Genomic DNA, 24,671 nt, shown 5'->3' on the forward strand with positions numbered 1-24,671 from the left:
AAAGAAGGAATGTGTGATGAACAAGAAGACAAAACGATTTGCGAGTTCAGCTTTAGTGGTCGGCGCGCTTTTAGTAGGCGCAGGGTCTGCCTCGGCAGCGACGTTCGGTACGGCATCTAGTGGGGCGTCTACAGTAGAATCATTCCAGATCAAGTACAATGGTGCGGCTTGGAACTACAGTAATTCAAAATACAAATCTACTTCGTTCAAATATACGCGCAACGGTAGAACGTTGTTAAGCAAAGTAGCCTACAGCACAAAAGTGACAGGCTCTGTTTGGGACGATTTGAGATGGGGAGACAAGTACACAACGAAGTTCAGCTGGGCTCGAGGCGCACTGAAATAAGTCTTCTGGTGAAGGTAGAGGGTGTGAATCAGACCCGATAGGTATGTTCCTACAGGGTCTGAATTCATGTCTACATGATGTGATGGATTTCTATGTTTAATGGAGTGGCAGCTTACTTTTTTAACTCATAAATTATAACTTACTGTTTTTTTTAGTTAGGTAGTTGGCATTTATTCATACGTGTTACCATAAATTTATAAATGCCATCTGTAAGGAGTAGGTCATGAAATATTCTTTATTTAGATTTAATGATGTGTTTGAAGCTTCTGCCATCTATCTCTTCTGTTTTGTCTCAAATTTGATATTGATGTATGTGCAGACTGTAGATTTAGAAGGTTCGTTTATCTTAATGTCATTCATTGAGAGCATTGTTGACTATCAATTGATCATCAGCATTCTTCTCACGTTTATCATGATGATCTTCCATTATCAATTTTTAAATCGGAGAAAAACAGAGATTTCTTGCCGCATCCTTGTCGGAGACACGAAACAAAAAGTGATTCGTCGCTACATGTTAAATAGTCTAGCGATCTTGGGGTTCAGTTTTTTATTATCCCTTTCATTGAACTTTTACTTAGATTTGAATGTAACCAGCAACCTTTATCTCGTCTTGCTGTTTATCGTATATATATTAATTAGTGCAGGTCAGGTGAAAAGAGAATGAGAATTTTACACTTTTTTATAACAAGAATATTTTTGAAGCGATGGATCCTTGTTCTGGGAATGATCTTATTACTTTTCCTAGCGAATTACCTCTCTTTTAGTGCCACGCGTTCCATTATTTCGACTGCTCAAGGCTATCAAGAAATTGAAACGTTCAATCGAGAAGGGAATTATATCGCCAATTTAAATCCAGAGAGTGAAGCCGATTTTGATCGAATCGACATCAAGGAAACGCGAAAGCTTTATGAGTATTTAAATAACAATCATACATATGCCTTACAAGCTGACGGCTTTACGACCTCTTTAGAGAATGAACATGATATGGAAGTGTCGTTTAATTACATCAATGAAGAGGCGTACCAACTCAATCAATTCAAGTTGGCGCAAGGCGATCAGTTGAACTTTGATTATCAATTTAAACAAGATGACATTCCGGTTCTGATAGGTGGAGGTCTGGCTTCAACGTATCCGGTAGGATCTAAAATCGAAATCACGGATCCGGTCACCCAACAAGCGGTTGATTTGAGAGTGCAAGGGGTCTTGGAGAAAAATACGCACCGCTCGAACTTTTATGCACCGAATTCAAAGAACTACTATAACTTTTCAGTCATCGTCCCCGTCAACGAGCCGTTTATTCAAAGTGCGGGTCTTGACCTCCACTTGAACGGTTTGATGGACATCGTGTTGCTCGATTCGACGAAAGAAGAAGCAACGAAGTTGAATGAACAGATTCAGAACAATCTAGGGTTGGACTTTAACTTTTTTAGCCAACAAGAAAACTTTAATTACTTTGAAGATTATTATGTAAGCTCTTTGAAGATGATTAGTGCGATTACGCTCGTGTTACTCGTCGTCATTGTGTGTCTGGCGACTTGGAATACATTAATCAGTGTTCGGCTCATGATTAAAGATTTTACGGTCAATTTATTAGTGGGATTAAGTTACTCCAAACTGAGAACCATTTTTTATAGCTACTTTGCGATTTTGTTCTCGATCAACCTCGTCATCTTATTCGCAATCACCGCCTTCAATCGATACGGTTTTTGGATGAGGAAAGATTCGATTTTTGCCACGTATGGGGTATTTGGCTTAATCAGTATGGATTGGATCGCTTTCTTAGGTGTTCTATTGATTGACGTGATCATAGGGGTGATGATTGTGGAACTGGCGCTCAAAAAAATCAAGGGTATTCCAATCTCGGTGGGGGTTTTGCAATGAGTAGCATCATCAAGTTAGAAATTCAGAAAAAAGCGTTCGATAAGAAAGGATTTTCCATCCTGCATGATTTTGAATTAGAGGTTCAACCGGGGGAAAAGCTCTCGATAATAGGGGAGTCTGGCGTCGGGAAGACCTCGTTGCTCAATATCATCGGGTTGCTGGATACACGCTACCAAGGGAGCTATGAGCTATTTGATTCATCTGTTCAGGGGCTGTCACGGGATACATTAGCGAAATGGCGTAATCAAAAGATTGGATTCGTGCTTCAGGAATCGGCACTCATTGATTCGCTGACCATCGAGGACAATATTAAGTTACCGCTCATGTATGCCAATCTCGAAAGAGACCCACGCGCCCAGGAACACTTCAAGCGGATTGTAAGTAAGATTGGAATCGAGTCCATTTTGAAGAAGAAACCGTTGGAATGTTCGGGCGGACAACGGTCGCGAGCTGTTTTTGCGAGGGCTGTCATTATGAATCCCCAAATCATTTTATCCGATGAGCCGACTGCGTCACTAGACCCGGAAAACAAAGAGCGTATCATCGATTTATTGTTTGAGATGAATCGCGAGTTCAATACGACAGTGATTACCGTGACACATGATTTGGACGTGGCCAATCGTCACGAGCGAATCATTAAGCTGAAAAGGAGCGAATAAAATGGGATTCATCGCAATGGTCTTGTCCTTCCTATTCGGTATCTTCTTTACCGTGATTGGTGTGGTTCGTAGAAAACAAAACATGTTTTACAAATTGTTGATTGTCTTAGGGGTAGCTCTCCTCGTTGTAGCAGTATATCTGGCAAGGCCGCAATGAGGACGGACTCAATCCGTTTCCGACTATGGGGAGGCGGGGAAAATAAGGAATGCCAAACAGGCAGGTCGCCATCGACCTGCCTGTTTTAACGTGCTTCGTACGCCGCAATCCATTGCTCCGGCGTCATCTTCGAGACGAGCTCGCCAATCAACTCGTACGGGATGTGCTTGACGTTGCCGAAACGGATACAGCTCTTGCCCATGTTCAATTTCGTCGGCACTTGGGCGGCGTAGGCCTCCTCGAACCAGCGGAGCAGTTCCGGGTCGCTATAGACGCCCATATGATACAAGGCGACGTGGTTCTTCTGGGCGATGACACTCAAAAACGGGAGCGGGCTGCCCGGCGTGACGTGATAGCCGGACGGATACGTCGATAGCGGGACGGCATAATGGATGCCGTTCCCGTCGGTCGTCTTCTCGAACCCGGCCGGCAAGTTCGTATCGATGACGTCAATCAAATGGATGAAGGCGTCGAGACGTTTGTCGTCGACGAGTGTCGTATAGTCCATTACTGTTCGCCTCCCCGCAAAATCTTCGTCATCGCCTTGCCTTTGGCGAGCTCATCGATGAGCTTATCCAAATAGCGGATCTCGCGCATGAGCGGCTCCTCGACGTTCTCGACGCGGACGCCGCAGACGACGCCTTTGATGAGGGAGCGATCCTCGTTCATATGAGGTGCCGTGGTGAAGAACGTGTCAAAGTCGACCTCGGCAGCGAGTTGACGCTCGAGCCCAGCCTCGTCATAACCGGTCAGCCAGCGGATGATCGTATCGACTTCGTCTTTCGTCCTGCCTTTCCGTTCGGCTTTCGAGACGTAGAGCGGATAGACGCTCGCAAAGCTCGTTGTGTAAATACGGTGTGCCATGAAATCCCCTCGTTTCGTGGAATGATACCTTCATTTTCTCACATAATCATAATGTGTACCTAAAAGTTTTTTTGTTGCAAATGCAACTAAATCAATTATACTGAATATAACGTATTGCAAATACAACAATCAGGAGGATTGTATGAGAGACCAGTTGCGTGAAATCGGGATGATCGCCCGTGCCCTCGACTCGATCAGCAATATCGAGTTCAAGGAGCTCGAGCTGACGAAAGGGCAATATTTGTATTTGGTCCGGATTTGTGAAGAGCCGGGCATCATCCAAGAGAAGCTCGCCGAACTGATCAAAGTCGACCGGACGACGGCGGCGCGGGCGATTCAAAAGTTGGAGACGAACGGGTTAATCACCAAACAGGACGACCCGTACAACAAGAAAATCAAACGGCTCGTCCCGACCGAACAGGGGCAGGCGCTGTACCCGGTCATCATCCGCGAACACGAGCATTCGACGGATGTCGCGCTCGCCGGGCTGAGCGATCAGGAAGCCGAGCAGCTACTCCGGCTGTTGAAGCGGGTCCGCCACAATATCGAAGGGGACTGGGATGCCGTGAAAAAAGGGAAGAAACGAGACTACTAGGGGGAACAATCATGATCACCATCAAAGCTTGTACAATCGAAGACGTTGACGCACTTCGCACCATCAGCATCGAGACGTTCACGGAGACGTTCGAATCTGAGAATGACCCGGCGCATTTAGCCGCGTATCTCGAGCGGGCATACAACGTAGCGCAACTTAAAAAAGAGCTTTCGAATTCGGACTCACAGTTCTTCTTCGCCATACTTGACGGGGAAGTCGCCGGATATCTAAAAGTGAACGCCAACAACGCCCAGACCGAGGCCATGGGCGAGGAGGCGTTCGAACTCGAACGGATTTATGTGCGTCGTGCCTTCCAAGGAAGCGGTGTCGGCAAGGCGTTGTATGACCAGGCCATCACATGCGCGAACGAACTGAACAAGCGTGAGATTTGGCTCGGCGTCTGGGAACATAACCAGAAGGCACTCGCCTTTTATAAGAAGCATGGCTTCGTCCAAACTGGGGCGCACACGTTCTATATGGGCGATGACGCCCAAGTCGATTTGATTATGGCCAAGCCGCTTCGTCCGTGACCCATTCTAAGATTCCAGACAAGTCCTCGTAGACGGCATCCGGAGCCAGGTCGGGCATGTCGAGCGGTTTGGCGTCGCGGTTGATCCAAGCGGTATGGAAGCCGAAGTTCTTCGCACCGGCGATGTCCCAGCCGTTCGAGGACAGGAACAGTACCTCGTCCCGTTTCAGCCCGCTTTTTTTGAACCAATGCATGTACGCGGCCGGTGATGGTTTGGCTTGTTTGATGCCGTCGATGCTGACGAGTTCATCGAACAAATTGGTGAATCCGGCGTTGTGGATGAGCGCCTCGAGCATCGCATCCGTCCCGTTCGAGAGAACGACGGTCCGTTTATGATGCAGCTGGTGCAACACATCCGCGACCTCTTCGTATGGCGACAGCTCGGCATACGTGGCGATCAATGCGTCCTCCGTCTCGGTTGTCCACGTCACTTCGGCCGCCGCCAAGGCGTATCGCAGGGCATCGCGCGTGACGACGGAGAAGTCCTCGTAACGCCCCATAATGTGGCGGGTGAAGAAGTAGTCGAGTTGTTTCGTCCGCCACGTTTGACTGATATGGTCACCTTTTCCGGGGAACTGTTCGTCACACGCCGCCTTAACGGAATGGACGTCGAACAAGGTCCCGTATACATCGAACACGAATGCTTTAATCGTCGGTTTCATAGAGATCCCTCCTTGGTTGAATCGCGTCATCTACTCTTTACCCTAGTTGGCATGAATTATACAGGAGGGCCAGTCAGTTGATGAACGAACCAGACAGGAGGAATACGATGTACGTCCCAAAACTTTACGCCGTGAACGATCCGAAAGAAGTGCACGATTTCTTGAAGGCGCATCCGTTCGGCACCATCGTCACGTATGATGGGCAAAAACCGATCGCGACGCACGTGCCACTCCGTTTCCATAAGGAAGAGGGCCGCGTCTGGTTCACGACCCACATCGCCAAAAACAATCCACAATGGCAAACGATTGAAGACCAGACCGTGCTCCTGATCGTCCAAGGTCCGGACGCCTACGTCTCGGCATCGTGGTACGGCCATGAGGACGTGTCGACGTGGAACTATCAGGCCGTCCATGCATACGGACAGGCGACTATCCTGAATGCGGAACAACTCGAGGAAGACTTGGCCGGACTGCTTCAAGACCATGAAGGGGACCGAGAGCACGCTGTCGTCTGGGAGGAACTGTCCGAACCGGTGCAGCGGCAGAAATATGGCGTCGTCGGGTTCCGCATCGACATTTCGGAGGTGCAGGCGGCGTTCAAGCTGAGCCAAAATCGAAACGAAACGGATTATGCACGCATCGTCTCCGAACTCAAACAGGCGGGGTGTCCGATGGCAGATGTGATGCGAGCACATAAAAAATAACCCTTCCCTCGTCTGCGTGACTTAATCGCAGATGGAGGAAGGGTTTGTTTCATGAAGACTTGATGTCGACATGACGGTTCATGATGGCGCGGTCTAACTGGTGGAGGTACAGTTTCGTCATTAAAAACACGATGAACGAAAAGCCGAACAACAAATAGAGCGGAGAGCGATACGCGAGCATACCAAGCGCTGTGAATAACAAGAGCGCGAGCACGACAATATAGCCATATCGCATGATGCTGAATAACGCCAACTTCAAGGCATCCATCGTCTTCATCTCGTAGTGCGTCAAAATCGGAAACAGGAATAACGATAGGGAGGTGAAGACAAATCCGATCACGAACAGACCGGTGAAGAGAATCGTTTGCCCGGTATCGATTTGACGAATGAGCAAAAAGTCGATCAATAAGACGAATACAAACAAGGTCCAGGCTACACCTAGCTTATAATGACGGCGCACTCCTTCATTAAAGAAGCGGAAGTAGGCGCGGAACACGCTGTAATCTTGGTTGACCGACCATTGCCGTGTGACGGCATGTAAAGCGTACAAGGCCGGGAACAACGTGATGACAGGCAGAATGCTCAGTAAGAAGACCACGTTCAGTTGCACCAGGCTGGTGACAAATTCGAGCGCTTGGAATAGCTTGTTGTGTTCATGTTTTAAATTCATGAGGACCTCCAAGAAGTTAGCAGAGAATCAGCCTAATTTAGATTCGAGACGATTATAGGGTGCGGTCGAGTTACGAACGATCAATTCAGGTTCATACGTATGTGACGGTGGCGTATCCTTTTTCTCGACAGCCGCGATAATCCACTCGGCTGCGGCACGGCCTAATTCTTGCTTCGGGTGGATGATTGAAGTCAGTTTCACCTCTGTCGCGACGGCAAGCACCGAGTCGTCATATCCGACGAGTGAGACGTCTTGCGGGACAGAGAGGCGCAGATTTCTCAACTGGTCCAACACGTTAAGGGCGAGTTGGTCGTTATAACAGACGATAGCACTCGGCCGTTCGTCCGCGTTCTCGAACACTTGATGAATCACGTCATAAAAAGAAGGCACAAGTTCTTCTGTCGTATACGTTATAATTAATTCTGGCTCTAGGGGGAGATTGTATTCTCGGAACGCACGTATAAAGCCGCGCATCCGATGGACCCCTTGAAGATCATCTGTTTTGAAGAGTCCCATGATGCGCTCATGGCCAAGTTTGATGAGATGTTCGGCAGCCAAGAACCCACCTTTCTCGTCATCCATAATCAGATAAGGAGGCGTTAATTGCGAATAGTATTGGTTAATCATCAAATACGGCGTATGCTGTTGTTCGAGTTCTAAATAATATTTGATGTTCGGATTGTAGCTACTGCTCTTCGTCGGCTCGACGATCAACCCATCAATTTGACGATCTAACATCATCTCGAGGCATTGCCGTTCTTTCTCGACGTTGTTATCCGTACAAGATAAGGTCAATGTGTATCCTTTCGAAGCCAAGTGAGATTCAATCCCCCGAATGATAGACGGAAAGATATAATCAGACATGTAGGTCGTGATGACACCGATATTTTTACCGTTGCCTAAACGTTCAATCGTTTGGGGAGTCGAGGTCGGAAGGACCGGGGAGCAATACGTGCCCGAGCCTTGTTCACGGTAAAGATAGCCTTCGTTCACTAGTTCTCCTACAGCTTGTCGAATCGTATGACGGCTCACTCCAAATGATTGGACCAATTCATTTTCAGAAGGAATTTTTTCACCTGGCCTTACCGTTCCATCTTTTATCCAGTCAAGAATATGATCTTTAACCATATTGTACTTTGTGCGTTGTGCCATCTGGCGTCCCTGCTTTCTCTCGTGTACGTTGAACAACTCATCCGTACAAGATATGATCTTACATACATATTAACAAACAAATGTCCTGTTTACTATGAATAAGCAAAAATAGCATCTGAATTTTCTATGAATATGTACGGATGAAATACAAAAATATACAAAAATCAAATTGACATGTCCGAACGTGTGTAATAGACTCAAATTGTACAGAAAACGCTTTCATTACTAATTACATTGGTTTCTTAGCTAGTGCATGTATAGTGTCGTGTGGGCTTCATTATACAGTTTGCTTTTTTATTTAACTCAACATGTACGTACATCTTTATCATGCTTTGCACATGAATATAAACTGATGGAGGAATTCACAATGAATCGTAAATCGAAAAAAATGTTTGCGTTAACGATGTCAGCACTGATGACAACTTCTTTAGCCCTCGCCGGCTGTTCGGGAGACGAGGCGGGCGCTGACGGAAAAGTTGAACTGACGTTTATGTTCCGTGGAAATCCAGAAGAGTTAAAGGCCTATCAAGCGACGGTGAAACGTTTTGAAGAAGCCAATAAAGATGTGAAGGTAACGATGGTTCAGACGGCGCCGGATCAGTACGATACAAAACTCAAATCGGCCATCGCAGGTCGTAAAATCCCAGACGTCTTCTTCTATAATCCTGCCCAAGTGAAAGCATACGTAAACTCGGGTGTGCTACTCGATATAACAGAGGCGGTCGAAACTTCAGAAGACGTCAAGTTGGACGACATTTGGGAGAAGGGTGTCGACAAGTATCGTTTCGATGGGAAGACGCTTGGAGAAGGCGCGATTTACGGACTACCGAAAGACTTAGGTCCGTTCGCACTCGGTTACAACAAGACGATGTTCGAAGATGCGGGCGTTCCGCTTCCGGATAAAGATAAGCCATATACATGGGATGAATTTGTAGACGTGGCCAAACAGTTGACGAAAGACACAAACGGTGACGGGAAGATGGATCAGTACGGTACGGGCTTTAACGTAAACTGGGCCCTTCAGCCTTTCGTTTGGAGTAATGGAGCGGACTGGATCAACGAAGACGGCACGAAAGTGACGATTGATGATCCGAAATTCATCGAAGCGTTACAGTTCTTCGTCGATCAACAGTTGAAACATGGGATCACACCGTCAATCGGGGAAACACAGACGCTCGACACGTACCAACGTTGGTTGAAAGGACAACTTGCCTTCTTCCCGGTCGGTCCTTGGGATATGGCAGCATTTAAAGAACAGCTGAAATTCGAATATGACTTACTCCCGTGGCCAGCCGGTTCGACCGGTAAAGCGTCAGGATGGGTCGGTTCGCTTGGAATCGGCGTCGGTTCGACGACGAAACATAAAGAGGAAGCAGCGGAGTTGGCGATGTACCTATCAGCGGATCAAGAAGGACAACAAGCGCTCGTAGACGCACAAGTTCAATTGCCGAACAGTATGGAAATCGCGGACAACTGGGCAGCGGACACTTCAATCAAACCAGACAACAAACAAGAGTTCCTTGATTTAATCAATGATTATGGCCGCGGCTTCCCGGCTGAGAAAACATACACGGCAGAATGGTACGATGAGTTCTTCAAAAACATCCAGCCTGTCCTCGACGGTAAAACATCGGTCGAAGACTATGTGAAGACGGCGCAACCGAAGATGCAGAAATTGCTCGATGCGGCGATCGAACAAGAGAAACAGGCGAACTGATCAGAGAGTCGAAACGGGGGTGGCGAAGTTCGCCACCCGCGTCTCTGACGTTGAAAGGATGGAAGAACAATGAAAACAAAATCGATTTCCAAGTTATATCGAACTGAACAACGGTATGCCTACTTGTTCGTTGCGGCACCGGTCATTGGGTTCTTCCTCTTCGCGTTCGTACCGTTGATGTATTCCGTTTACGGCGCCTTCACGAATTGGAACGGTCTCGGCCAAATGAAATTTATCGGGTTTGAAAATTTCGTTAACTTGTTCCAAGATGAATATTTTTATAAATCGATGTACAACACAATCTTTATGATGATTGGAATCCCAATCGGCATCGTCCTCGCCCTTCTGCTTGCTCTCGCGTTGAATCGAAAGATTTTCGGGACGGACACATTCCGCGTAATTTACTATATTCCCGTCATCTCGTCGATTGCTGCCGTCTCCATCTTATGGCAATGGGCATACAACGGGGACTATGGATTGGTCAACCAATTCTTGGCGTTGATCGGCATCGACGGGCCGAACTGGCTCCAAAACACCGAAACCGTCAAACCCGCGCTCATTCTCATGGCGATTTGGAAAGGCCTCGGTTACACGATGCTTCTTTACTTGGCGGCGCTTCAAAGTGTCCCGAAATCATTTTATGAGGCAGCGAAACTCGATGGGGCCAACGCGTGGCAAAGCTTTTGGCACATCACGCTCCCGATGGTCAAACCGGTCACGTTCTTTATCATCGTGACGAACATCATCGGTGGGGCACAGATTTTCACGGAAATTAACGTCATGACACCAACCGGAGGTCCAGAGTACTCGTCTGCCTCTGCGGTCTTCTACATTTGGCAAAAATCGTTCGGGAACTTCCAACTCGGTTACGCTTCGGCGATGGCGCTCGTCCTCGGGCTCTTCATTTTCATCGTCACGTTGCTCCAATTCCGGATGAATGAAAAATCATCGTTCGATCTTGATTGAGCGATTCGCGTATAGGAAAGGAGAATGACCATGCAATTAGCTCTCTCGCGAAAAAAAGAGAAAGTGGAGACGATGTCGGTGAAGAAGAAGGACCGGATCACGGATTTCTTCATCTTTATCTTCCTGTCTATCGGAGCGGTCGTCATGATTGCGCCGTTGCTCTGGATGGTGTCGACGTCGTTAAAATCAAAAGAGGATGTGTTCGCGCTCCCGCCAGTGTGGATTCCGACAGATATTTCGTTTAGCAAGTACACGGAAATTTGGAGTATGGGTCCGCTGTTGTCCGGGATATCGAACAGTTTGATCGTCGCATTATCCGTCACAATCGTCGGGACGTTCACGTCGAGCTTGGCTGCGTTCGCCTTTGCGAAGTTGAACTTCAGAGGAAAGAATAAAATATTCCTCCTTTTGTTCGCTTCCGTCATGATCCCGTACCCGGTACTCATGATTCCCCAGTTCATGATGTTCTCGAGCATCGGCTGGGTGGATACGTTGTTACCATTGATTGTACCGGGACTGTTCGGGAATATTTTCATGATTTTCTTCTTGCGTCAATTTTTGAACAGCATTCCGAACTCGATTATCGAAGCGGCCAAGATTGATGGCTGCTCGTACTTCCAAATCTTCTATAAGATTATCTTCCCATTGATCAAGCCGGCCGTGGCCGCGCAATTGATTCTTTGGTTCATGGCAATCTGGAACGACTACCTCGGGCCGATTCTGTATTTGAATTCGCCGGAGAAACAGACGCTTCAACTTGTCATCGCGAACTTTAACGCATCGTATGCAATTCAAAGTGATTATCCGTTAATCATGGCTGCGTCCGTCGTGGCGTTACTCCCGATGTTAATCGTCTTCATGATCTTCCAAAAACAGATCATCGAGTCGATTGCGATTTCTGGTGTGAAGGGCTGAGGTGTGACAGGACAAAGGCACCCGTCTTTTTAAGGCGGGTGCCTTTTTGATGGAGAAAGGAGATTAAAATGAAAAAAATAATGGTCTGGATGGCGTTACTCGCCATCGTGGGAGGAGTCTTCTTCTGGCAGACGACGAGTGCGTCAATCGATGAGTTGGCACTCCCGAAAGCGCCTTTTGATCAAAAGGTGGAAGATGTGACGCCAGACGTGCTCAACAAAGAGAGCGAGTGGACGACGAACTTTACGCATGACGGGGCAATCTTTAAAGATGGTGACACGTACTACGTTTTCTCGACGGATTACATGGTGGGTAGTCCTCCGACGCCCGGCATTCAAATTCGTAAATCGACCGATCTCGTTCACTGGGAGTTCGTCGGTCGTGTGTTCGATCAAGTGTCTGAAGAGGCGTTCGCTTGGGCCGGTGGGAACACGTTCTGGGCCCCAGCGATCACGAAAATCGGAGATCGGTTCCACTTGTACTATTCCGTATCAGGGGTCGGGAGTCGCACGTCGTACATCGGGCTAGCGACAGCATCAACGATCGAAGGGCCTTGGAAAGACGAAGGTGCCGTCGTGACGTCGAAAGATGGGGACGGGGGTGTCGCCAACGCGATTGATCCTCATGTGACACAAGATGCATCAGGCAAATGGTGGATGACATATGGGTCGTACTTTGGGGGAATCTTTTTGACGGAGATTGATCCAGGAACCGGGAAGCGAGTGGACGAATCGTCAGAAGGAACGCTACTCGCCAAACGGAAAGACATGTCGATGGGAATCGAAGGACCGGAAATCTTATATAACGAGGAGATGGGTTATTACTATTTGATGGTGTCATATGGGTGGTTAGAAGATACGTACAATGTCCGTATCGTTTCGAAGGAGATGACGGATACGTCGGGACCGGGCATTCGGCATTTTTACAAGACGGGACTGACACGTTCGTGTTGCATCAGGCGCGACCGAGTGAAGACATCTACTGGTCACAGCTGCACGTTCGAAAAGTGTATTGGACAAAAGACGGTTGGCCGGTCGTTTCGCCCGAGCGCTATGCAGGCGAAGGAGACGTTGAGGTCGACGACGCCCATCTGGTCGGGGACTGGGAGGTCATCACGTTCCCTCGGTTCGACGATGGGAAGCAAGAATCGAGCGCGTTGACGTTGGAACGAGGCGGGAAGCTCGGAAGCGGGGACGGATCTTGGCGATTGAATGGCTCGGTCCTCAAGGTTGAAGTCGGACAAGAGACGTATGAGACGCAAGTCGGAGCGGCTTGGGACTGGGAGAATTGGCAACCGACGATTATCTTCACAGGATTAAGTCAGGACGGCACAGCCATATGGGGCAAAAAACAATAGAAGGAGAAACGGGAACATGCAAAAGGTGAACGGTCCGAAACGAGAAGAACGTTATGTGTTAGAACGATTGTCGAATGAAACGATGTGGGGCGTACACAACGCCCATGACCCGGCCTCCATCAAGGTGGGGGATTGGTATTACGTGTTCTCGACGGACGCAGCCCACGGACATCACATCAACGGGGGGATTCAAGTGCGCCGCTCATATGACTTGATCCATTGGGAATACGTCGGTTTAGCGTTTGAAGAACTTCCGCACGAGGCTGTGGAGTGGACGGGGGCGCCAGGGCTTTGGGCGCCGGAAGTCGTGTTCATGGGTGGTCGCTATGTCATGTACTATGCGGCGTCACAGTTTGGGCAGACGCAGTCATATATCGGTGTCGCCAGCGCGGAAACGATAGACGGGCCTTGGAAGGATCACGGGCTCGTCGTGAAGAGCGAGGCGGGGACATTGGGGCCGAATGCGATTGATCCGAATATCACGTTCGATGCGCAAGGAGAACCGTGGCTCGTCTACGGCAGCTTCTTCGGTGGGCTGTATGTGTTCCCGGTCGATCCGGAAACGGGAAAGAAACGCTTAGGGAGTGAGGAGACGTTGATTGCGAAACGTCACCAAAGCGTTGAAGGGGCAATCGAGGGACCGTATATCGTTTATCGGGAGGCGGATCGCCATTATTACTTGTTCGTCTCGTACGACTCCTTATTCAAGGACTATCACATCCGTGTGGCCCGCTCGACTTCGATCACCGGACCGTACGTCGATTTTGATGGGAACGTCATGACCGACCTCGAGATCGACCCACAACAAGTCGGCATGAAAATTCTAGGAGGCTATCGGTTCGGGGTTGGGGAAGGTTGGGTTGGTCCTGGTCATAACTCCGTCTTGCAGGACGGCGACAAGGATTATCTCGTCCATCACGTCAGAGGTGAGCAAGACCCGCACTGGCACGAACTGCATATTCGGAAAATCATCTGGACGGAATCGGGTTGGCCGCTCGTGTCTCCGCAACGATATGCCGGGGAAGAAGAACGGCCCATCGAGATGGAAGAGCTCGTCGGGGAGTGGGAGTGGATCTACATGGACCGGACGAAACATGGCGTCCTGCCTTCGAGTAAGATTGAACTTCTAGCTGACGGGACGTTCGTGACAGAGGACGGCGAACGAGGGCGTTATGAGAAGCTGACGGATACGACCATCAAACTCTACGGTCCTGAAGGGATCACTTGGCATGTGTTACCGGGCTGGGACTGGGAGAATTGGCGAGAAACGCTCGTGTTCGCGGGATTGTCTGACCAAGGACACGTCTTTATCGGCAAACGACTGTAAATATCCGTACAACTTGTCGCGTTCTCTTTAAAGATGAGTGTCACAGTTTTTTCAGAACTGACGCAAAAACATTCAAATAAAATGTTGAAAACAGTTGATTAATTTAAAATAGTTGATACAATCAAGGTGTAAGTTATACGTACAACTTGATTGTATCTTTTTGTTTTCTGTACGAATCAGGCACAGTATTTGAATAGTTGTACGGATGAAAAAGAAAGGAGTGCCCACACACTTTATTTTTTTCATCCTATATGTAAGCGCATTCTTTTGGAGGTAGGGTGATGAATATGGCCAACTATACAATCGGCGTCGACTACGGGACGCAATCAGGACGTGCGGTCCTCGTCGACGTAGCGACAGGTCGAGAAGTGGCGACCGCGGTCAAACCGTACACACATGGCGTCATGGATGAATATTTACCGGACGGGGTGACCCGTCTCGAGCATGATTGGGCGCTCCAACATCCACAAGACTATTTAGAAGTGTTAGAACTCACCATCCCGGCCGTCGTCAAAGAGGCGGGGATCACGGCTGACCAAGTCGTAGGACTCGGTATCGATTTCACAGCCTGCACGATCTTACCGATTGACGAACACTTGAACCCGCTTTGTTTCCGCAAGGAACATCAGCAAAACCCGCACAGCTACGTGAAGCTTTGGAAGCACCACGCCGCGCAAGACGAGGCGGACGAGTTGAACCGCATCGCGGCCGAACGGGGCGAAGCGTTCTTGAAACGATACGGCGGGAAAATCTCATCGGAATGGATGATCCCGAAAGTATGGCAAATCCTGAACGAGGCCCCGGCCATTTATGAAGCGGCAGATCAGATTCTAGAAGCGACGGATTGGGTCGTCTCCCAGATGACGGGACGTGTCGTTCGGAACAGTTGCACGGCTGGTTATAAAGCCATTTGGCACAAACAAGACGGTTACCCGTCGAACGAATTCTTTAAAGCGCTCGACCCGCGTCTAGAGAACGTTGTCGAAGAGAAACTATCGCGCAACATCGCGCCAATCGGGTCCAAGGCGGGTGAACTGACAGAGGCGTTCGCCGCCCGGATTGGACTCCTTCCAGGCACGGCCGTCGCGGTCGCGAACGTCGACGCCCACGTGGCGGTACCGGCTGTCGGAATCGCCGAACCTGGCAAGATGCTGATGGTCATGGGTACGTCGACGTGCCATATCTTGCTCGGTGAAGACGAACAAGTCGTCCCAGGCATGTGCGGTGTCGTCGAAGACGGCGTCATCCCAGGATTGATGGGCTATGAAGCTGGCCAATCGTGTGTCGGGGACCATTTTGAATGGTTCACCGAGGCGTGTGTCCCAGGACATTACGTGGAAGAGGCCGCCTTGAAAGGTATCGGTATCCATCAGTTGTTGACGGAGAAAGCAGCCCGGCAACGTGTCGGAGAGAGCGGTCTCGTCGCCCTCGACTGGTGGAACGGGAACCGATCGACGCTCGTCGATACGAATTTGACGGGCGTCCTCCTCGGAGCGACATTGCTCACAAAGCCTGAAGACATTTACCGGGCATTGATTGAAGCGACAGCGTATGGGACACGGACGATTGTGGAAGCGTTCCGGAACAGCGGTGTCCCTGTGCATGAAGTATATGCAGCCGGCGGGATCGCCGAGAAGAACGCCCTCATGATGCAAATCTATGCGGACGTGTTGAACATGGAAATCAAAATCTCCGCCTCCTCGCAAACGCCTGCCCTCGGGTCGGCCATGTTCGGAGCGGTGGCGGCTGGTGCGGAGCGAGGCGGTTACGCCACGATCACGGAAGCGGCAGCGAAGATGGGCCGTGTCAAAGAAGAGACGTACAAGCCGATCCCGGAAAACGTCGCGACGTATGATGCTCTGTTCGCCGAATACACGAAACTATACGACTACTTCGGTCGCGGTGAAAACGATGTGATGAAACGCTTGAAAAAAATCAAAGCCGACGCGTCACGCGTGAAGGAGGAGCCGGTATGGTAAGCCGTCATTTGAAGGAAGCCGTGCTCGAAGCGAACTTGGCCCTCCCGCAGCACGGTTTGGTCACGTTCACATGGGGCAACGTCAGTGGCATCGACCGTAACGCCGGATTGGTCGTCATCAAGCCGAGTGGTGTCCCTTACGAACGGTTAACCGTGGAAGACATGGTCGTCGTCGACTTGGAAGGTAACGTCGTCGAAGGCGAGCTTCGTCCCTCATCGGACACACCGACCCATCTCGCGCTCTACCGGTCTCTTCCTGAAATCGGTGGGGTCGTGCATACCCATTCGCCATGGGCGACGAGCTGGGCCCAAGCGAAGCGGGCAATCCCGGCGTTCGGAACAACACACGCCGATTACTTTTATGGCGAGATTCCGTGCACGCGTGAATTGACAGATGAAGAAATCGAGACGGCGTACGAGCTCGAGACGGGACATGTCATCTTAGAAACGCTCGACGAGTTAATGCTCGAAGCGGTCGCCGTACCCGGCGTGCTCGTGGCCAACCACGCACCGTTTTGCTGGGGCAAAGACGCGAATGAGGCGGTTCACAATGCGGTCGTCCTCGAGGAAGTCGCCAAGATGGGCCTTCACGCCTTGAACTTGAACCCTAGCCTGACACCGATTAAACAGAGCATCTTAGATAAACACTATTTGCGAAAACATGGGGCGAACGCATACTACGGCCAAAAATGACCGGCGCTTCGCCCTCACATTAGGGGGGACTTTGGATGTTGACAGCAAAAACATATGAATTTTGGTTCGTGACAGGAAGCCAAATGCTTTACGGCGAAGACGTGCTTCGACAAGTGGCGGATCATTCAAAAGAGATGGTGGCCGGACTCGATGCGGCCGACGTCTTCAGCGACCGAATCGTCTTCAAAGGCGTCGTCAAAAATGCAGAAGAGATCCGTCAAATGATGCTTCAGGCGAATGCGGACGACTCATGTGCGGGCGTGATCACTTGGATGCACACGTTCTCGCCATCGAAGATGTGGATCAGTGGCATGCGCGTCCTACAAAAACCGTTGCTCCATTTCGGGACACAGTTCAACCGTGACATCCCTTGGGATGCAATCGATATGGACTTCATGAACTTGAACCAATCGGCGCACGGCGACCGGGAACACGGCTTCATCACGAGCCGGATGAACGTCAAACGCAAAGTGCTCGTCGGGCACTGGGAAGACGAGACGACACGAGGCAAGATGGCGAGCTGGATGAAAGTTGCTCATGCGTTGGCCGAAAGCAAAGTGTTAAAAGTGGCTCGTTTCGGTGATAACATGCGCAATGTCGCCGTGACGGAAGGCGACAAAGTCGAAGCGCAGATTCGCCTCGGCTGGACGGTGGACGGATTTGGGGTCGGTGATCTCGTCGCATACATGGACGCCGTGACCGACGCAGATCTTGATGCGCTGATGGACGAATACGCGTCTCGTTACGCGCTGACGAACAAAGGGATGGCTGAAGAGGAGTTTCTCGCCTCGGTCCGGTACCAAGGCCGGATCGAACTCGGCATGAAAGCCTTCCTCGAGGCAGGTGGCTATACCGCCTTCACGACGACGTTCGAAGACTTGCACGGCATGAAGCAGTTGCCGGGTCTCGCCGTCCAACGCTTGATGGAACAAGGCTATGGTTTTGCTGGAGAAGGTGACTGGAAGACCGCAGCTCTCGTCCGTCTCATGAAAATCATGGCAAATAACGAGCGGACATCGTTCATGGAAGATTACACATACCACTTCGAGCCAGGCAACGAGATGGTGCTTGGCGCCCACATGTTGGAGATTTGTCCGACGATTGCGGTTGATCAACCAAGAATCGAAGTCCACCCGCTCGGTATCGGAGACCGGGAAGCGCCGGCCCGGATCGTCTTTGAAGGACAGAGCGGAAAGGCGTTGAACGCGAGTATCATCGATCTCGGTCATCGCTTCCGTCTCCTCGTCAACACGGTCGAAGGCATTCAGCCCGAAGAGGCGATGCCGAACTTGCCGGTCGCACGCGTTCTTTGGAAAACAGAACCTTCGATGGCGCAAGCGGTCGAAAACTGGATTCAAGCCGGTGGGGCGCACCACACCTGTTATTCGTATGAAGTGACGACCGATCAGCTACGGGACTTCGCGGAACTGCTCGACGTTGAAATCGCGGTCATCGACGCCAAGACGGAGACGGTCCAATTCAACAATGAACTGCGTTGGAACGAACTTTACTATCGACCATAATCTAAAGGGCCACTTCGTTGGCCCTTCTTCACGGAGGAGATACTATGAACAACCAACTCATCAACTCGACACACGTGGCGACAGGAACGACACAGCTCATCGTCAATGCCGACTTAACCAAAGGGACGATTAGCAAGCATATCTATGGTCACTTCGCCGAGCATTTGGGTCGTTGTATTTATGAAGGGCTCTGGGTCGGTCCCGAATCACCGATTCCAAACACGGATGGCATCCGCAACGACGTGCTCGCCGCCTTGAAGAAATTGAACGTTCCGGTCCTTCGTTGGCCGGGCGGCTGTTTTGCCGACGAGTATCACTGGAAGGATGGGGTCGGTCGGAACGGGAACCGCAAACGGATGGTCAACACGCACTGGGGCGGAGTGGTCGAAAACAACCACTTCGGTACCCATGAATTCATGCGCCTCTGCGAATTGCTTGAGTGTGAACCGTATATCTGCGGAAACGTCGGAAGCGGAACGGTACAAGAGATGTCGGAATGGGTGGAGTACATGACGTTCGGTGGCGAATCACCGATGTCGAACTGGCGACAAGAGAACGGCCGGACCGAGCCGTGGGAACTCACCTACTTTGGCGTCGGGAATGAGAACTGGGGCTGCGGCGGCAACATGCGTCCTGAATATTACGCGGACCTGTATCGCCGCTATCAGACGTACGTCCGTAACTATGACGGCAACAAGCTCTATAAAATCGCCGGTGGGGCGAACATCGACGACTATAAATGGACAGAGGTCCTGATGCGGGAAGCAGGGACGATGATGGACGGGCTCAGCCTCCATTACTACACGATCCCAGGTGACTTCTGGTTGGGCAAAGGCTCGGCTCTCGATTTCACGGAGGACGAATGGTTCATCACATTGAAGCGCGCCCTCCATATGGACGAGTTGATCACGAAACACGGCCAAATCATGGACCAGTATGACCCAGATAAACGCGTCGGCTTGATTGTCGACGAGTGGGGCACTTGGTTCGATGTGGAGCCGGGGACGAATCCAGGTTTCTTGTATCAACAAAACTCGATCCGGGATGCACTCGTGGCGGCGATCCACTTCAATATCTTCCATAACCATAACGACCGCGTTCATATGGCGAACATTGCTCAAATGGTCAACGTGCTGCAGGCGATGATCTTGACAGAAGGAGACCAATTCATCCTCACGCCGACATACCATGTGTTCGAGATGTACAGCGTCCACCAAGATGCCGAACGCGTCGAACTCGCCGCACACACACGTAACTATGTGGCCAAAGATGAAGCCATTCCGGCCGTGAACGCCACTGCTTCGCGAAATGCGGAAGGTGTGCTCCACATCAGCCTCTGCCAACTCGACCACGAGCAAGGCGATACGGTCGAAATCGATTTGCGGGGAATCGGCACTGTCTCTAGCGTGTCGGCCCGGATTTTGACGGCAGACCATTTGAACGCCCATAACACGTTCGAACAGCCTGACCTCGTCTCACCAGGGGACCATGAGGTGACAGTCACGGAAGACGGCAAGCTCGTCCTCGACGTGCCGGCGATGAGCGTCATCACCATCGCGGTCCGCTGAGATGACAGTGGCGGAGACGCGGCGATGCCGGACCTGTCCACCGCAAGCGACAGACCAAGACTGGCTGTTGACCATCGATGCGGAAGTCATGGAGCAGGTGTCGGATACGGAATACGAGGCACGCCTCACCCATTGCGCGGCTTGCCCGTTCCAGCAACAAGATACTTGCTTGAAATGTGGGTGTTATGTCTCGTATCGGGCACGACTCGCGACGAAGCACTGTCCGGTGAACGTTTGGTAAAAAGGAGTGGATGTCATGAAGCGGCAACTAGAAACAGCGATTGACGAGTCGACGATCACGCTCGAAAACGATGTGTATCGATTGAGCATATTGACTTACGGAGCGACGTTGCAAGAATTCTCGATTCAGGACGATGGCTGGAAAAATATCGTCTTGTCGTACGGCACAGTCGAGGCTTACATGCAGGACACGTATTATTTAGGTGCGACGATCGGGCGGGTCGCCGGACGGATCGACCAGAGTACGTTCGACCTGGAGGGCGTGACGTATCACGTGCCCTCAAATGAAGGTGTCCATCACCTTCACGGCGGAGAAGGGTTGCACCGTCGCATCTGGTCGGTCGAACAGAGCACATCCGACCGTGTGACGCTTCATTGCGTCAGCCCTGACGGAGAGAACGGATATCCCGGGACACTCGACGTCCGTGCCACGTTCGAACTGGTCGACCACGGGGTCACCATCACGTACGAGGCGACCTCTGATCAAGACACGTTGTGTGATTTGACGAACCATGCGTATTTCAATTTGAGCGGAGGCGAGCGGGACATCTTGAACCATGAGCTTATGTTGTCCGCCGACACGTTCGCTGAGCTGCGGGATGATTTGATTCCGACGGGTCGCTTGCTGGAAGTCGATCAGACAGCGTTCGATTTCCGGTCTGGTCGTGTCTTGGCGGACGGTCTCGAGTCAACCCATCCACAAAACGAATTGGTCAACGGCTATGACCACCCGTTCGTCTTCACGGAGCAACGGGAAGCGAAACTGTATGACCGAGAGTCACAGCGTGAGTTGACGATTTCGACAACGGCCCCCGCTATCGTCCTCTATTCGGGCAATCAGATGAATGAGACGACTTCATTGCGTGAAGGGACGTCGAGACGTTACTACGGCGTCTGTCTGGAACCGCAACACCTCCCTGATGCGGTTCACCACGAGACGTTCCCGTCAATTCGCTTGAAGGCGGGAGACACGTACCGTTGGCAAACGACATACCGCGTCGAGACAGGAGTCAGCCGATGAACCTCGAACAAATTAATGAACACGTTCAAGCTTGTGATTGCGGGAATCCCCATCACCCAATCACGATTGAACGGATGGTCGCGTCTGAATATGTCTGGATCGAATTGGCTGCGTTCGTCCACGAAAAAGAGTGGGACCACCTCCTCGTCGTCGCCGACACGAATACCGAGCACGTCGGGTTTCTCCCGCTACGAGAAGCCTTGACGGACATCGGAGTCGATGTGTCACTCGTCTCGCTCCAAGCGGACGAGCAAGGAGACGTCTTGGCGGAGGAACGCTCGGTCGTACAAGTATTGCTTCAACAAGATGAAACCGTTGACGCGCTCATCGCGCTAGGGGCCGGCACGATTCATGACGTCACCCGGTTCTGTGCGGCCAAAACGAAAGTACCGTTCATCTCGGTGCCGACCGCGCCGTCAGTGGATGGCTTCACGTCGAAAGGGGCGCCTCTCATTGTGAGAGGCAAGAAAATTACGTACCAGCTCGTTTCTCCGATTGCGGTGTTCGTCCCGAGTCAGGTGATTCGGAAGGCGCCGGACGTGTTGATTGCGGCCGGGGTCGGCGATATGCTCGGGAAATACACGTCCTTGTTGGACTGGCGGTTCGGAGCATTGGACGGCGGTGAACCGTATTGTCCGGTCGCCGCATTGCTGACGGAACAGGCGTTACAATCGTGTGTGGACGCCTTGCCTGCCATCTATAAACGAGACGCGGACGGGTTGGATCAACTGATTGAGTCGCTATTGTTGTCCGGAGTCGCCATGTTGATTTTCGGTCATTCGCATCCAGCTTCCGGTGGTGAGCATCACTTGTCCCACTATTGGGAGATGGACTTTATCGCCAACCATCGTCCGGCGGCCCTCCATGGAACGAAAGTCGCCATTGCCACGATGGAACTCATCGATTCCTATAAAACAATGATGCTTGAATGGTCCGACACGCCGGAATCTCTCCGGGAGTGGGCCGAACAGATGCCGACACGCCAAGAACTCGAACACATATTCCACGCGTTACAGGCACCGCTGCGACCCGAAGGAATCGGGGTCTCCTCGCTCCTGTTAGCGAGTAGCAAGCGAGAGGCGTACCGTTTGAGAGAACGGCACACACTGTTAAAGCAGTTGAGTTTGAACCGAACACAATCTGAGGTAGGGGAGAGTACTTTATGAGAGAGACGATCACGAATCCGCTAGTGGAACAACGAGCGGACCCATGGATTATGCGCCATACAGACGGCTATTATTACTTCACGGCCTCATTGCCGGACTTCACGGGCATCCCACTCCGTCGAGCGAAGACACTCGCGGCCTTGACCGAAGCCGAAGAACGAGTCGTTTGGACGAAACGTGAGACGGGCATCATGAGCGCGAACATTTGGGCCCCGGAATTGCATCACATCCAAGGGAAATGGTACCTCTACTTTGCTGCCGCGCGAGAAGATCACGTCTTCGACCACCGGATGTATGTGCTCGAGAACGGCTCGGCGAATCCGCTAGAAGGGGAATGGGTCGAAAAAGGACAGGTCCGGACTTGGTGCGAATCGTTCGCGCTTGATGCGACGATGTTCGAGCATGAGGGGCGCCTCTATTATGTGTGGGCCCAAAAAGACCCGACCATCGATGGCAACTCGAACCTTTACATCTCAGAGATGGAGAACCCGTGGACGCTCACAGGGCCACAGACGATGATTGCGACACCAGAATATGATTGGGAGAAGATTGGGTTCCTCGTGAACGAAGGCCCGGCCGTCTTGAAACGGAATGGCCATATCTACATCACGTTCTCTGCAAGTGCGACGGACCATCACTACTGCATGGGCCTTCTGCGCGCCGAGGAGACGAGTAATCTATTGGATGCGGCGAGTTGGACGAAGCATCCCGAACCGGTTTTTGGAACCGATGAAGCGGCCGGTCAATTCGGACCGGGCCACAACAGTTTTACGACATTAGAAGACGGGACAGACATACTTGTTTACCATGCCCGCAACTATAAAGAAATCGTCGGGGACCCGCTCTGGGACCCGAATCGACATACGCGGATCCAGCCGTTCGCATGGGATGAGGCAGGCCCGGTGTTCGGCCGACCGATTCGCGACGAGGAGGCTGTACGATGAAGCAAGTTGAGGATCGACATTTGATTTTAGAACAGCGAGCCGACCCATGGGTCTACTTGCATACGGATGGCTATTACTACTTCACGGCGTCGGTGCCTGAGTATGACTTGATTGAGTTACGACGCGCCAATTCGCTTCAAGCGCTGCGGACGGCTGAGCCGGTGACCGCATGGGTCAAACACGAGATAGGTCCGATGAGCGACTTGATTTGGGCGCCTGAATTGCATCACATTCACGGCAAGTGGTATCTCTATTTTGCGGCCGCGAAGTCGCGGGACATCGTCAACGGTCTGTTCGACCACCGCATGTTCGTATTGGAGAACGAGTCGGCAAATCCGCTCGAAGGAGAGTGGGTCGAAAAAGGCCAAATTCAGACTGAGTGGGATTCGTTCGCACTCGATGCGACCGTGTTCGAACATAAAGGAACTCACTATTTGGTGTGGGCTCAAAAGGATCCGGCCATCGATGGGAACTCTAATCTATACATCGCCGAACTCGAAAATCCATGGACGATTAAATTGCCACAAGTCATGCTGACGAAGCCGGAGTATGATTGGGAGACTCGTGGTTTCCTCGTCAACGAGGGGGCGGCCGTGTTGAAACGGAACGGCCATATCTTCATCACGTATTCCGCGAGTGCGACCGATGAGAACTATTGTATGGGTATGTTGTGCGCCTCGGACGACGCTGATTTGTTGAACCCGGCGTCGTGGTCGAAATCATTCCGACCGGTGTTCCAGACGAACGCCGACGTGAATCAATTCGGTCCCGGGCACAACAGCTTTACCGTGAATGAAAAGGGAGAAGACATCCTGATTTACCATGCACGGACGTATACGGAAATCGAAGGGGACCCCCTTTACGATCCGAACCGTCATACGCGCGCACAAGTGTTCACATGGAATGAAGAAGGGCGCCCGGAATTTGGGAAACCGCTCTAATCAATAACAGACGCTCATAAATTGCGAGCGTCTGTTTTTATGTTACGGGAGTAGGCGTCACGAACCACATTTGATGAGATGCACCCTCTCTCTGAT

At 51.0% G+C, this 24,671-nt stretch carries 26 protein-coding genes; 21 read left to right on the forward strand and 5 right to left on the reverse strand.

Annotated features, from left to right (window positions below):
* The first annotated feature begins 16 nt into the window (after positions 1-16).
* The 3 genes from KNP83_RS01715 (at position 17) to KNP83_RS01725 (ending at position 2,886) form a co-directional block, all read left to right on the forward strand.
* Positions 17-346 (forward strand): hypothetical protein, encoded by a 330-nt coding sequence (locus KNP83_RS01715; RefSeq protein ID WP_214759744.1) that lies wholly within the window; start codon positions 17-19, stop codon positions 344-346.
* Positions 347-1,006: 660 nt separating this feature from the next.
* Positions 1,007-2,227, forward strand: a complete 1,221-nt coding sequence (locus KNP83_RS01720; RefSeq protein WP_029594743.1) for an ABC transporter permease — start codon at positions 1,007-1,009, stop codon at positions 2,225-2,227.
* Positions 2,224-2,886, forward strand: a complete 663-nt coding sequence (locus tag KNP83_RS01725; protein WP_214759752.1) for an ABC transporter ATP-binding protein — start codon at positions 2,224-2,226, stop codon at positions 2,884-2,886. Before KNP83_RS01720 ends, KNP83_RS01725 begins: the two co-directional genes overlap by 4 nt.
* Before the next feature lie 242 nt (positions 2,887-3,128).
* Here the strand turns inward: KNP83_RS01725 and KNP83_RS01730 are convergent, their stop codons facing one another.
* Together KNP83_RS01730 and KNP83_RS01735 are read right to left on the reverse strand one after the other, a co-directional pair.
* Entirely contained in the window at positions 3,129-3,551 is a 423-nt protein-coding gene (locus KNP83_RS01730) for a DUF1801 domain-containing protein (RefSeq protein WP_214759755.1), read from the reverse strand.
* Positions 3,551-3,907: a DUF2200 domain-containing protein gene (locus KNP83_RS01735; RefSeq protein ID WP_214759756.1), complete on the reverse strand. Its 357-nt coding sequence runs from the start codon at positions 3,905-3,907 to the stop codon at positions 3,551-3,553. The genes KNP83_RS01730 and KNP83_RS01735 overlap by 1 nt, the downstream gene beginning before the upstream one ends.
* 142 nt (positions 3,908-4,049) lie before the next feature.
* On the opposite strand from KNP83_RS01735, the gene KNP83_RS01740 reads away from it, so the two are divergent.
* On the forward strand, positions 4,050-4,502 hold the full coding sequence (locus KNP83_RS01740) for a MarR family winged helix-turn-helix transcriptional regulator (RefSeq protein ID WP_214759771.1): 453 nt from the start codon (positions 4,050-4,052) through the stop codon (positions 4,500-4,502).
* Between the two features lie 8 nt (positions 4,503-4,510).
* Positions 4,511-5,032 carry a spermidine/spermine N(1)-acetyltransferase gene (gene paiA / locus KNP83_RS01745; RefSeq protein WP_214761610.1) on the forward strand — a complete coding sequence of 174 codons (522 nt, stop codon included), beginning with the start codon at positions 4,511-4,513 and terminating at the stop codon, positions 5,030-5,032.
* Here paiA and KNP83_RS01750 read toward each other — a convergent pair.
* Complete coding sequence (locus tag KNP83_RS01750; RefSeq protein WP_214759781.1) at positions 5,007-5,693, reverse strand: haloacid dehalogenase type II; 687 nt, start codon at positions 5,691-5,693, stop codon at positions 5,007-5,009. The two genes, paiA and KNP83_RS01750, sit on opposite strands and share 26 nt — an antisense overlap.
* A 107-nt stretch (positions 5,694-5,800) precedes the next feature.
* Here KNP83_RS01750 and KNP83_RS01755 point away from each other — a divergent pair, with 107 nt between their 5' ends.
* The gene (locus tag KNP83_RS01755) at positions 5,801-6,397 is read left to right on the forward strand and encodes an FMN-binding negative transcriptional regulator (protein WP_214759783.1); all 597 of its coding nucleotides are present in this window, start codon (positions 5,801-5,803) and stop codon (positions 6,395-6,397) included.
* Between the two features lie 49 nt (positions 6,398-6,446).
* On the opposite strand, the gene KNP83_RS01760 is transcribed toward KNP83_RS01755, so the two are convergent.
* Positions 6,447-7,067 carry a YesL family protein gene (locus tag KNP83_RS01760; RefSeq protein ID WP_214759791.1) on the reverse strand — a complete coding sequence of 207 codons (621 nt, stop codon included), beginning with the start codon at positions 7,065-7,067 and terminating at the stop codon, positions 6,447-6,449.
* Positions 7,068-7,094: 27 nt separating this feature from the next.
* The gene (locus KNP83_RS01765; protein ID WP_214759794.1) at positions 7,095-8,219 is read right to left on the reverse strand and encodes a GntR family transcriptional regulator; all 1,125 of its coding nucleotides are present in this window, start codon (positions 8,217-8,219) and stop codon (positions 7,095-7,097) included.
* Between the two features lie 367 nt (positions 8,220-8,586).
* Here KNP83_RS01765 and KNP83_RS01770 point away from each other — a divergent pair, with 367 nt between their 5' ends.
* From KNP83_RS01770 to KNP83_RS01840, 15 genes are all read left to right on the forward strand, one after another.
* Positions 8,587-9,936: an ABC transporter substrate-binding protein gene (locus KNP83_RS01770; RefSeq protein ID WP_214759796.1), complete on the forward strand. Its 1,350-nt coding sequence runs from the start codon at positions 8,587-8,589 to the stop codon at positions 9,934-9,936.
* 69 nt (positions 9,937-10,005) lie between these two features.
* Complete coding sequence (locus KNP83_RS01775; RefSeq protein WP_214759804.1) at positions 10,006-10,902, forward strand: carbohydrate ABC transporter permease; 897 nt, start codon at positions 10,006-10,008, stop codon at positions 10,900-10,902.
* 72 nt (positions 10,903-10,974) lie between these two features.
* A complete protein-coding gene (locus KNP83_RS01780; protein WP_031200025.1) occupies positions 10,975-11,817 on the forward strand; it encodes a carbohydrate ABC transporter permease in 843 nt (280 codons plus the stop codon).
* 68 nt (positions 11,818-11,885) lie between these two features.
* Positions 11,886-12,977, forward strand: a complete 1,092-nt coding sequence (locus KNP83_RS01785; RefSeq protein WP_214759807.1) for an arabinan endo-1,5-alpha-L-arabinosidase — start codon at positions 11,886-11,888, stop codon at positions 12,975-12,977.
* A complete protein-coding gene (locus KNP83_RS01790; RefSeq protein WP_251139215.1) occupies positions 12,908-13,174 on the forward strand; it encodes a lipocalin-like domain-containing protein in 267 nt (88 codons plus the stop codon). The genes KNP83_RS01785 and KNP83_RS01790 overlap by 70 nt, the downstream gene beginning before the upstream one ends.
* Positions 13,175-13,190: 16 nt before the next feature.
* Entirely contained in the window at positions 13,191-14,501 is a 1,311-nt protein-coding gene (locus tag KNP83_RS01795; protein WP_214759810.1) for an arabinan endo-1,5-alpha-L-arabinosidase, read from the forward strand.
* 281 nt (positions 14,502-14,782) lie between these two features.
* Entirely contained in the window at positions 14,783-16,480 is a 1,698-nt protein-coding gene (gene araB / locus KNP83_RS01800; protein ID WP_214759811.1) for a ribulokinase, read from the forward strand.
* Positions 16,474-17,172 (forward strand): L-ribulose-5-phosphate 4-epimerase, encoded by a 699-nt coding sequence (gene araD / locus KNP83_RS01805; RefSeq protein ID WP_214759828.1) that lies wholly within the window; start codon positions 16,474-16,476, stop codon positions 17,170-17,172. Before araB ends, araD begins: the two co-directional genes overlap by 7 nt.
* Positions 17,173-17,207: 35 nt before the next feature.
* The gene (gene araA, locus KNP83_RS01810) at positions 17,208-18,695 is read left to right on the forward strand and encodes an L-arabinose isomerase (protein ID WP_214759830.1); all 1,488 of its coding nucleotides are present in this window, start codon (positions 17,208-17,210) and stop codon (positions 18,693-18,695) included.
* A 44-nt stretch (positions 18,696-18,739) separates the two neighbouring features.
* Entirely contained in the window at positions 18,740-20,263 is a 1,524-nt protein-coding gene (locus tag KNP83_RS01815) for an alpha-N-arabinofuranosidase (RefSeq protein WP_214759832.1), read from the forward strand.
* A gap of 1 nt (position 20,264) precedes the next feature.
* Positions 20,265-20,504 (forward strand): DUF6171 family protein, encoded by a 240-nt coding sequence (locus KNP83_RS01820; protein ID WP_214759834.1) that lies wholly within the window; start codon positions 20,265-20,267, stop codon positions 20,502-20,504.
* Between the two features lie 15 nt (positions 20,505-20,519).
* Positions 20,520-21,524, forward strand: a complete 1,005-nt coding sequence (locus tag KNP83_RS01825) for an aldose epimerase family protein (protein ID WP_214759836.1) — start codon at positions 20,520-20,522, stop codon at positions 21,522-21,524.
* Complete coding sequence (locus tag KNP83_RS01830) at positions 21,521-22,690, forward strand: sn-glycerol-1-phosphate dehydrogenase (RefSeq protein WP_214759838.1); 1,170 nt, start codon at positions 21,521-21,523, stop codon at positions 22,688-22,690. Before KNP83_RS01825 ends, KNP83_RS01830 begins: the two co-directional genes overlap by 4 nt.
* Positions 22,687-23,634, forward strand: a complete 948-nt coding sequence (locus KNP83_RS01835; protein ID WP_214759840.1) for a glycoside hydrolase family 43 protein — start codon at positions 22,687-22,689, stop codon at positions 23,632-23,634. Before KNP83_RS01830 ends, KNP83_RS01835 begins: the two co-directional genes overlap by 4 nt.
* Complete coding sequence (locus KNP83_RS01840; RefSeq protein ID WP_214759842.1) at positions 23,631-24,575, forward strand: glycoside hydrolase family 43 protein; 945 nt, start codon at positions 23,631-23,633, stop codon at positions 24,573-24,575. Before KNP83_RS01835 ends, KNP83_RS01840 begins: the two co-directional genes overlap by 4 nt.
* The last annotated feature ends 96 nt before the right edge of the window (positions 24,576-24,671 follow it).

Origin of the sequence: Exiguobacterium sp. s146, assembly GCF_018618415.1 — a bacterium.
Classification (GTDB): Bacteria; Bacillota; Bacilli; order Exiguobacteriales; family Exiguobacteriaceae; genus Exiguobacterium.

What these genes read in the sequence shown, in the direction of transcription:
- KNP83_RS01715 (WP_214759744.1), top strand. Translation starts at nt 17, where the DNA reads ATGAACAAGAAGACAAAACGATTTGCGAGTTCAGCTTTAGTGGTCGGC.
- KNP83_RS01720 (WP_029594743.1), top strand. Translation starts at nt 1,007, where the DNA reads ATGAGAATTTTACACTTTTTTATAACAAGAATATTTTTGAAGCGATGG.
- KNP83_RS01725 (WP_214759752.1), top strand. Translation starts at nt 2,224, where the DNA reads ATGAGTAGCATCATCAAGTTAGAAATTCAGAAAAAAGCGTTCGATAAG.
- KNP83_RS01730 (WP_214759755.1), bottom strand. Translation starts at nt 3,551, where the DNA reads ATGGACTATACGACACTCGTCGACGACAAACGTCTCGACGCCTTCATC.
- KNP83_RS01735 (WP_214759756.1), bottom strand. Translation starts at nt 3,907, where the DNA reads ATGGCACACCGTATTTACACAACGAGCTTTGCGAGCGTCTATCCGCTC.
- KNP83_RS01740 (WP_214759771.1), top strand. Translation starts at nt 4,050, where the DNA reads ATGAGAGACCAGTTGCGTGAAATCGGGATGATCGCCCGTGCCCTCGAC.
- KNP83_RS01750 (WP_214759781.1), bottom strand. Translation starts at nt 5,693, where the DNA reads ATGAAACCGACGATTAAAGCATTCGTGTTCGATGTATACGGGACCTTG.
- KNP83_RS01755 (WP_214759783.1), top strand. Translation starts at nt 5,801, where the DNA reads ATGTACGTCCCAAAACTTTACGCCGTGAACGATCCGAAAGAAGTGCAC.
- KNP83_RS01760 (WP_214759791.1), bottom strand. Translation starts at nt 7,067, where the DNA reads ATGAATTTAAAACATGAACACAACAAGCTATTCCAAGCGCTCGAATTT.
- KNP83_RS01765 (WP_214759794.1), bottom strand. Translation starts at nt 8,219, where the DNA reads ATGGCACAACGCACAAAGTACAATATGGTTAAAGATCATATTCTTGAC.
- KNP83_RS01770 (WP_214759796.1), top strand. Translation starts at nt 8,587, where the DNA reads ATGAATCGTAAATCGAAAAAAATGTTTGCGTTAACGATGTCAGCACTG.
- KNP83_RS01775 (WP_214759804.1), top strand. Translation starts at nt 10,006, where the DNA reads ATGAAAACAAAATCGATTTCCAAGTTATATCGAACTGAACAACGGTAT.
- KNP83_RS01780 (WP_031200025.1), top strand. Translation starts at nt 10,975, where the DNA reads ATGTCGGTGAAGAAGAAGGACCGGATCACGGATTTCTTCATCTTTATC.
- KNP83_RS01785 (WP_214759807.1), top strand. Translation starts at nt 11,886, where the DNA reads ATGAAAAAAATAATGGTCTGGATGGCGTTACTCGCCATCGTGGGAGGA.
- KNP83_RS01795 (WP_214759810.1), top strand. Translation starts at nt 13,191, where the DNA reads ATGCAAAAGGTGAACGGTCCGAAACGAGAAGAACGTTATGTGTTAGAA.
- araB (WP_214759811.1), top strand. Translation starts at nt 14,783, where the DNA reads ATGAATATGGCCAACTATACAATCGGCGTCGACTACGGGACGCAATCA.
- araD (WP_214759828.1), top strand. Translation starts at nt 16,474, where the DNA reads ATGGTAAGCCGTCATTTGAAGGAAGCCGTGCTCGAAGCGAACTTGGCC.
- araA (WP_214759830.1), top strand. Translation starts at nt 17,208, where the DNA reads ATGTTGACAGCAAAAACATATGAATTTTGGTTCGTGACAGGAAGCCAA.
- KNP83_RS01815 (WP_214759832.1), top strand. Translation starts at nt 18,740, where the DNA reads ATGAACAACCAACTCATCAACTCGACACACGTGGCGACAGGAACGACA.
- KNP83_RS01820 (WP_214759834.1), top strand. Translation starts at nt 20,265, where the DNA reads ATGACAGTGGCGGAGACGCGGCGATGCCGGACCTGTCCACCGCAAGCG.
- KNP83_RS01825 (WP_214759836.1), top strand. Translation starts at nt 20,520, where the DNA reads ATGAAGCGGCAACTAGAAACAGCGATTGACGAGTCGACGATCACGCTC.
- KNP83_RS01830 (WP_214759838.1), top strand. Translation starts at nt 21,521, where the DNA reads ATGAACCTCGAACAAATTAATGAACACGTTCAAGCTTGTGATTGCGGG.
- KNP83_RS01835 (WP_214759840.1), top strand. Translation starts at nt 22,687, where the DNA reads ATGAGAGAGACGATCACGAATCCGCTAGTGGAACAACGAGCGGACCCA.
- KNP83_RS01840 (WP_214759842.1), top strand. Translation starts at nt 23,631, where the DNA reads ATGAAGCAAGTTGAGGATCGACATTTGATTTTAGAACAGCGAGCCGAC.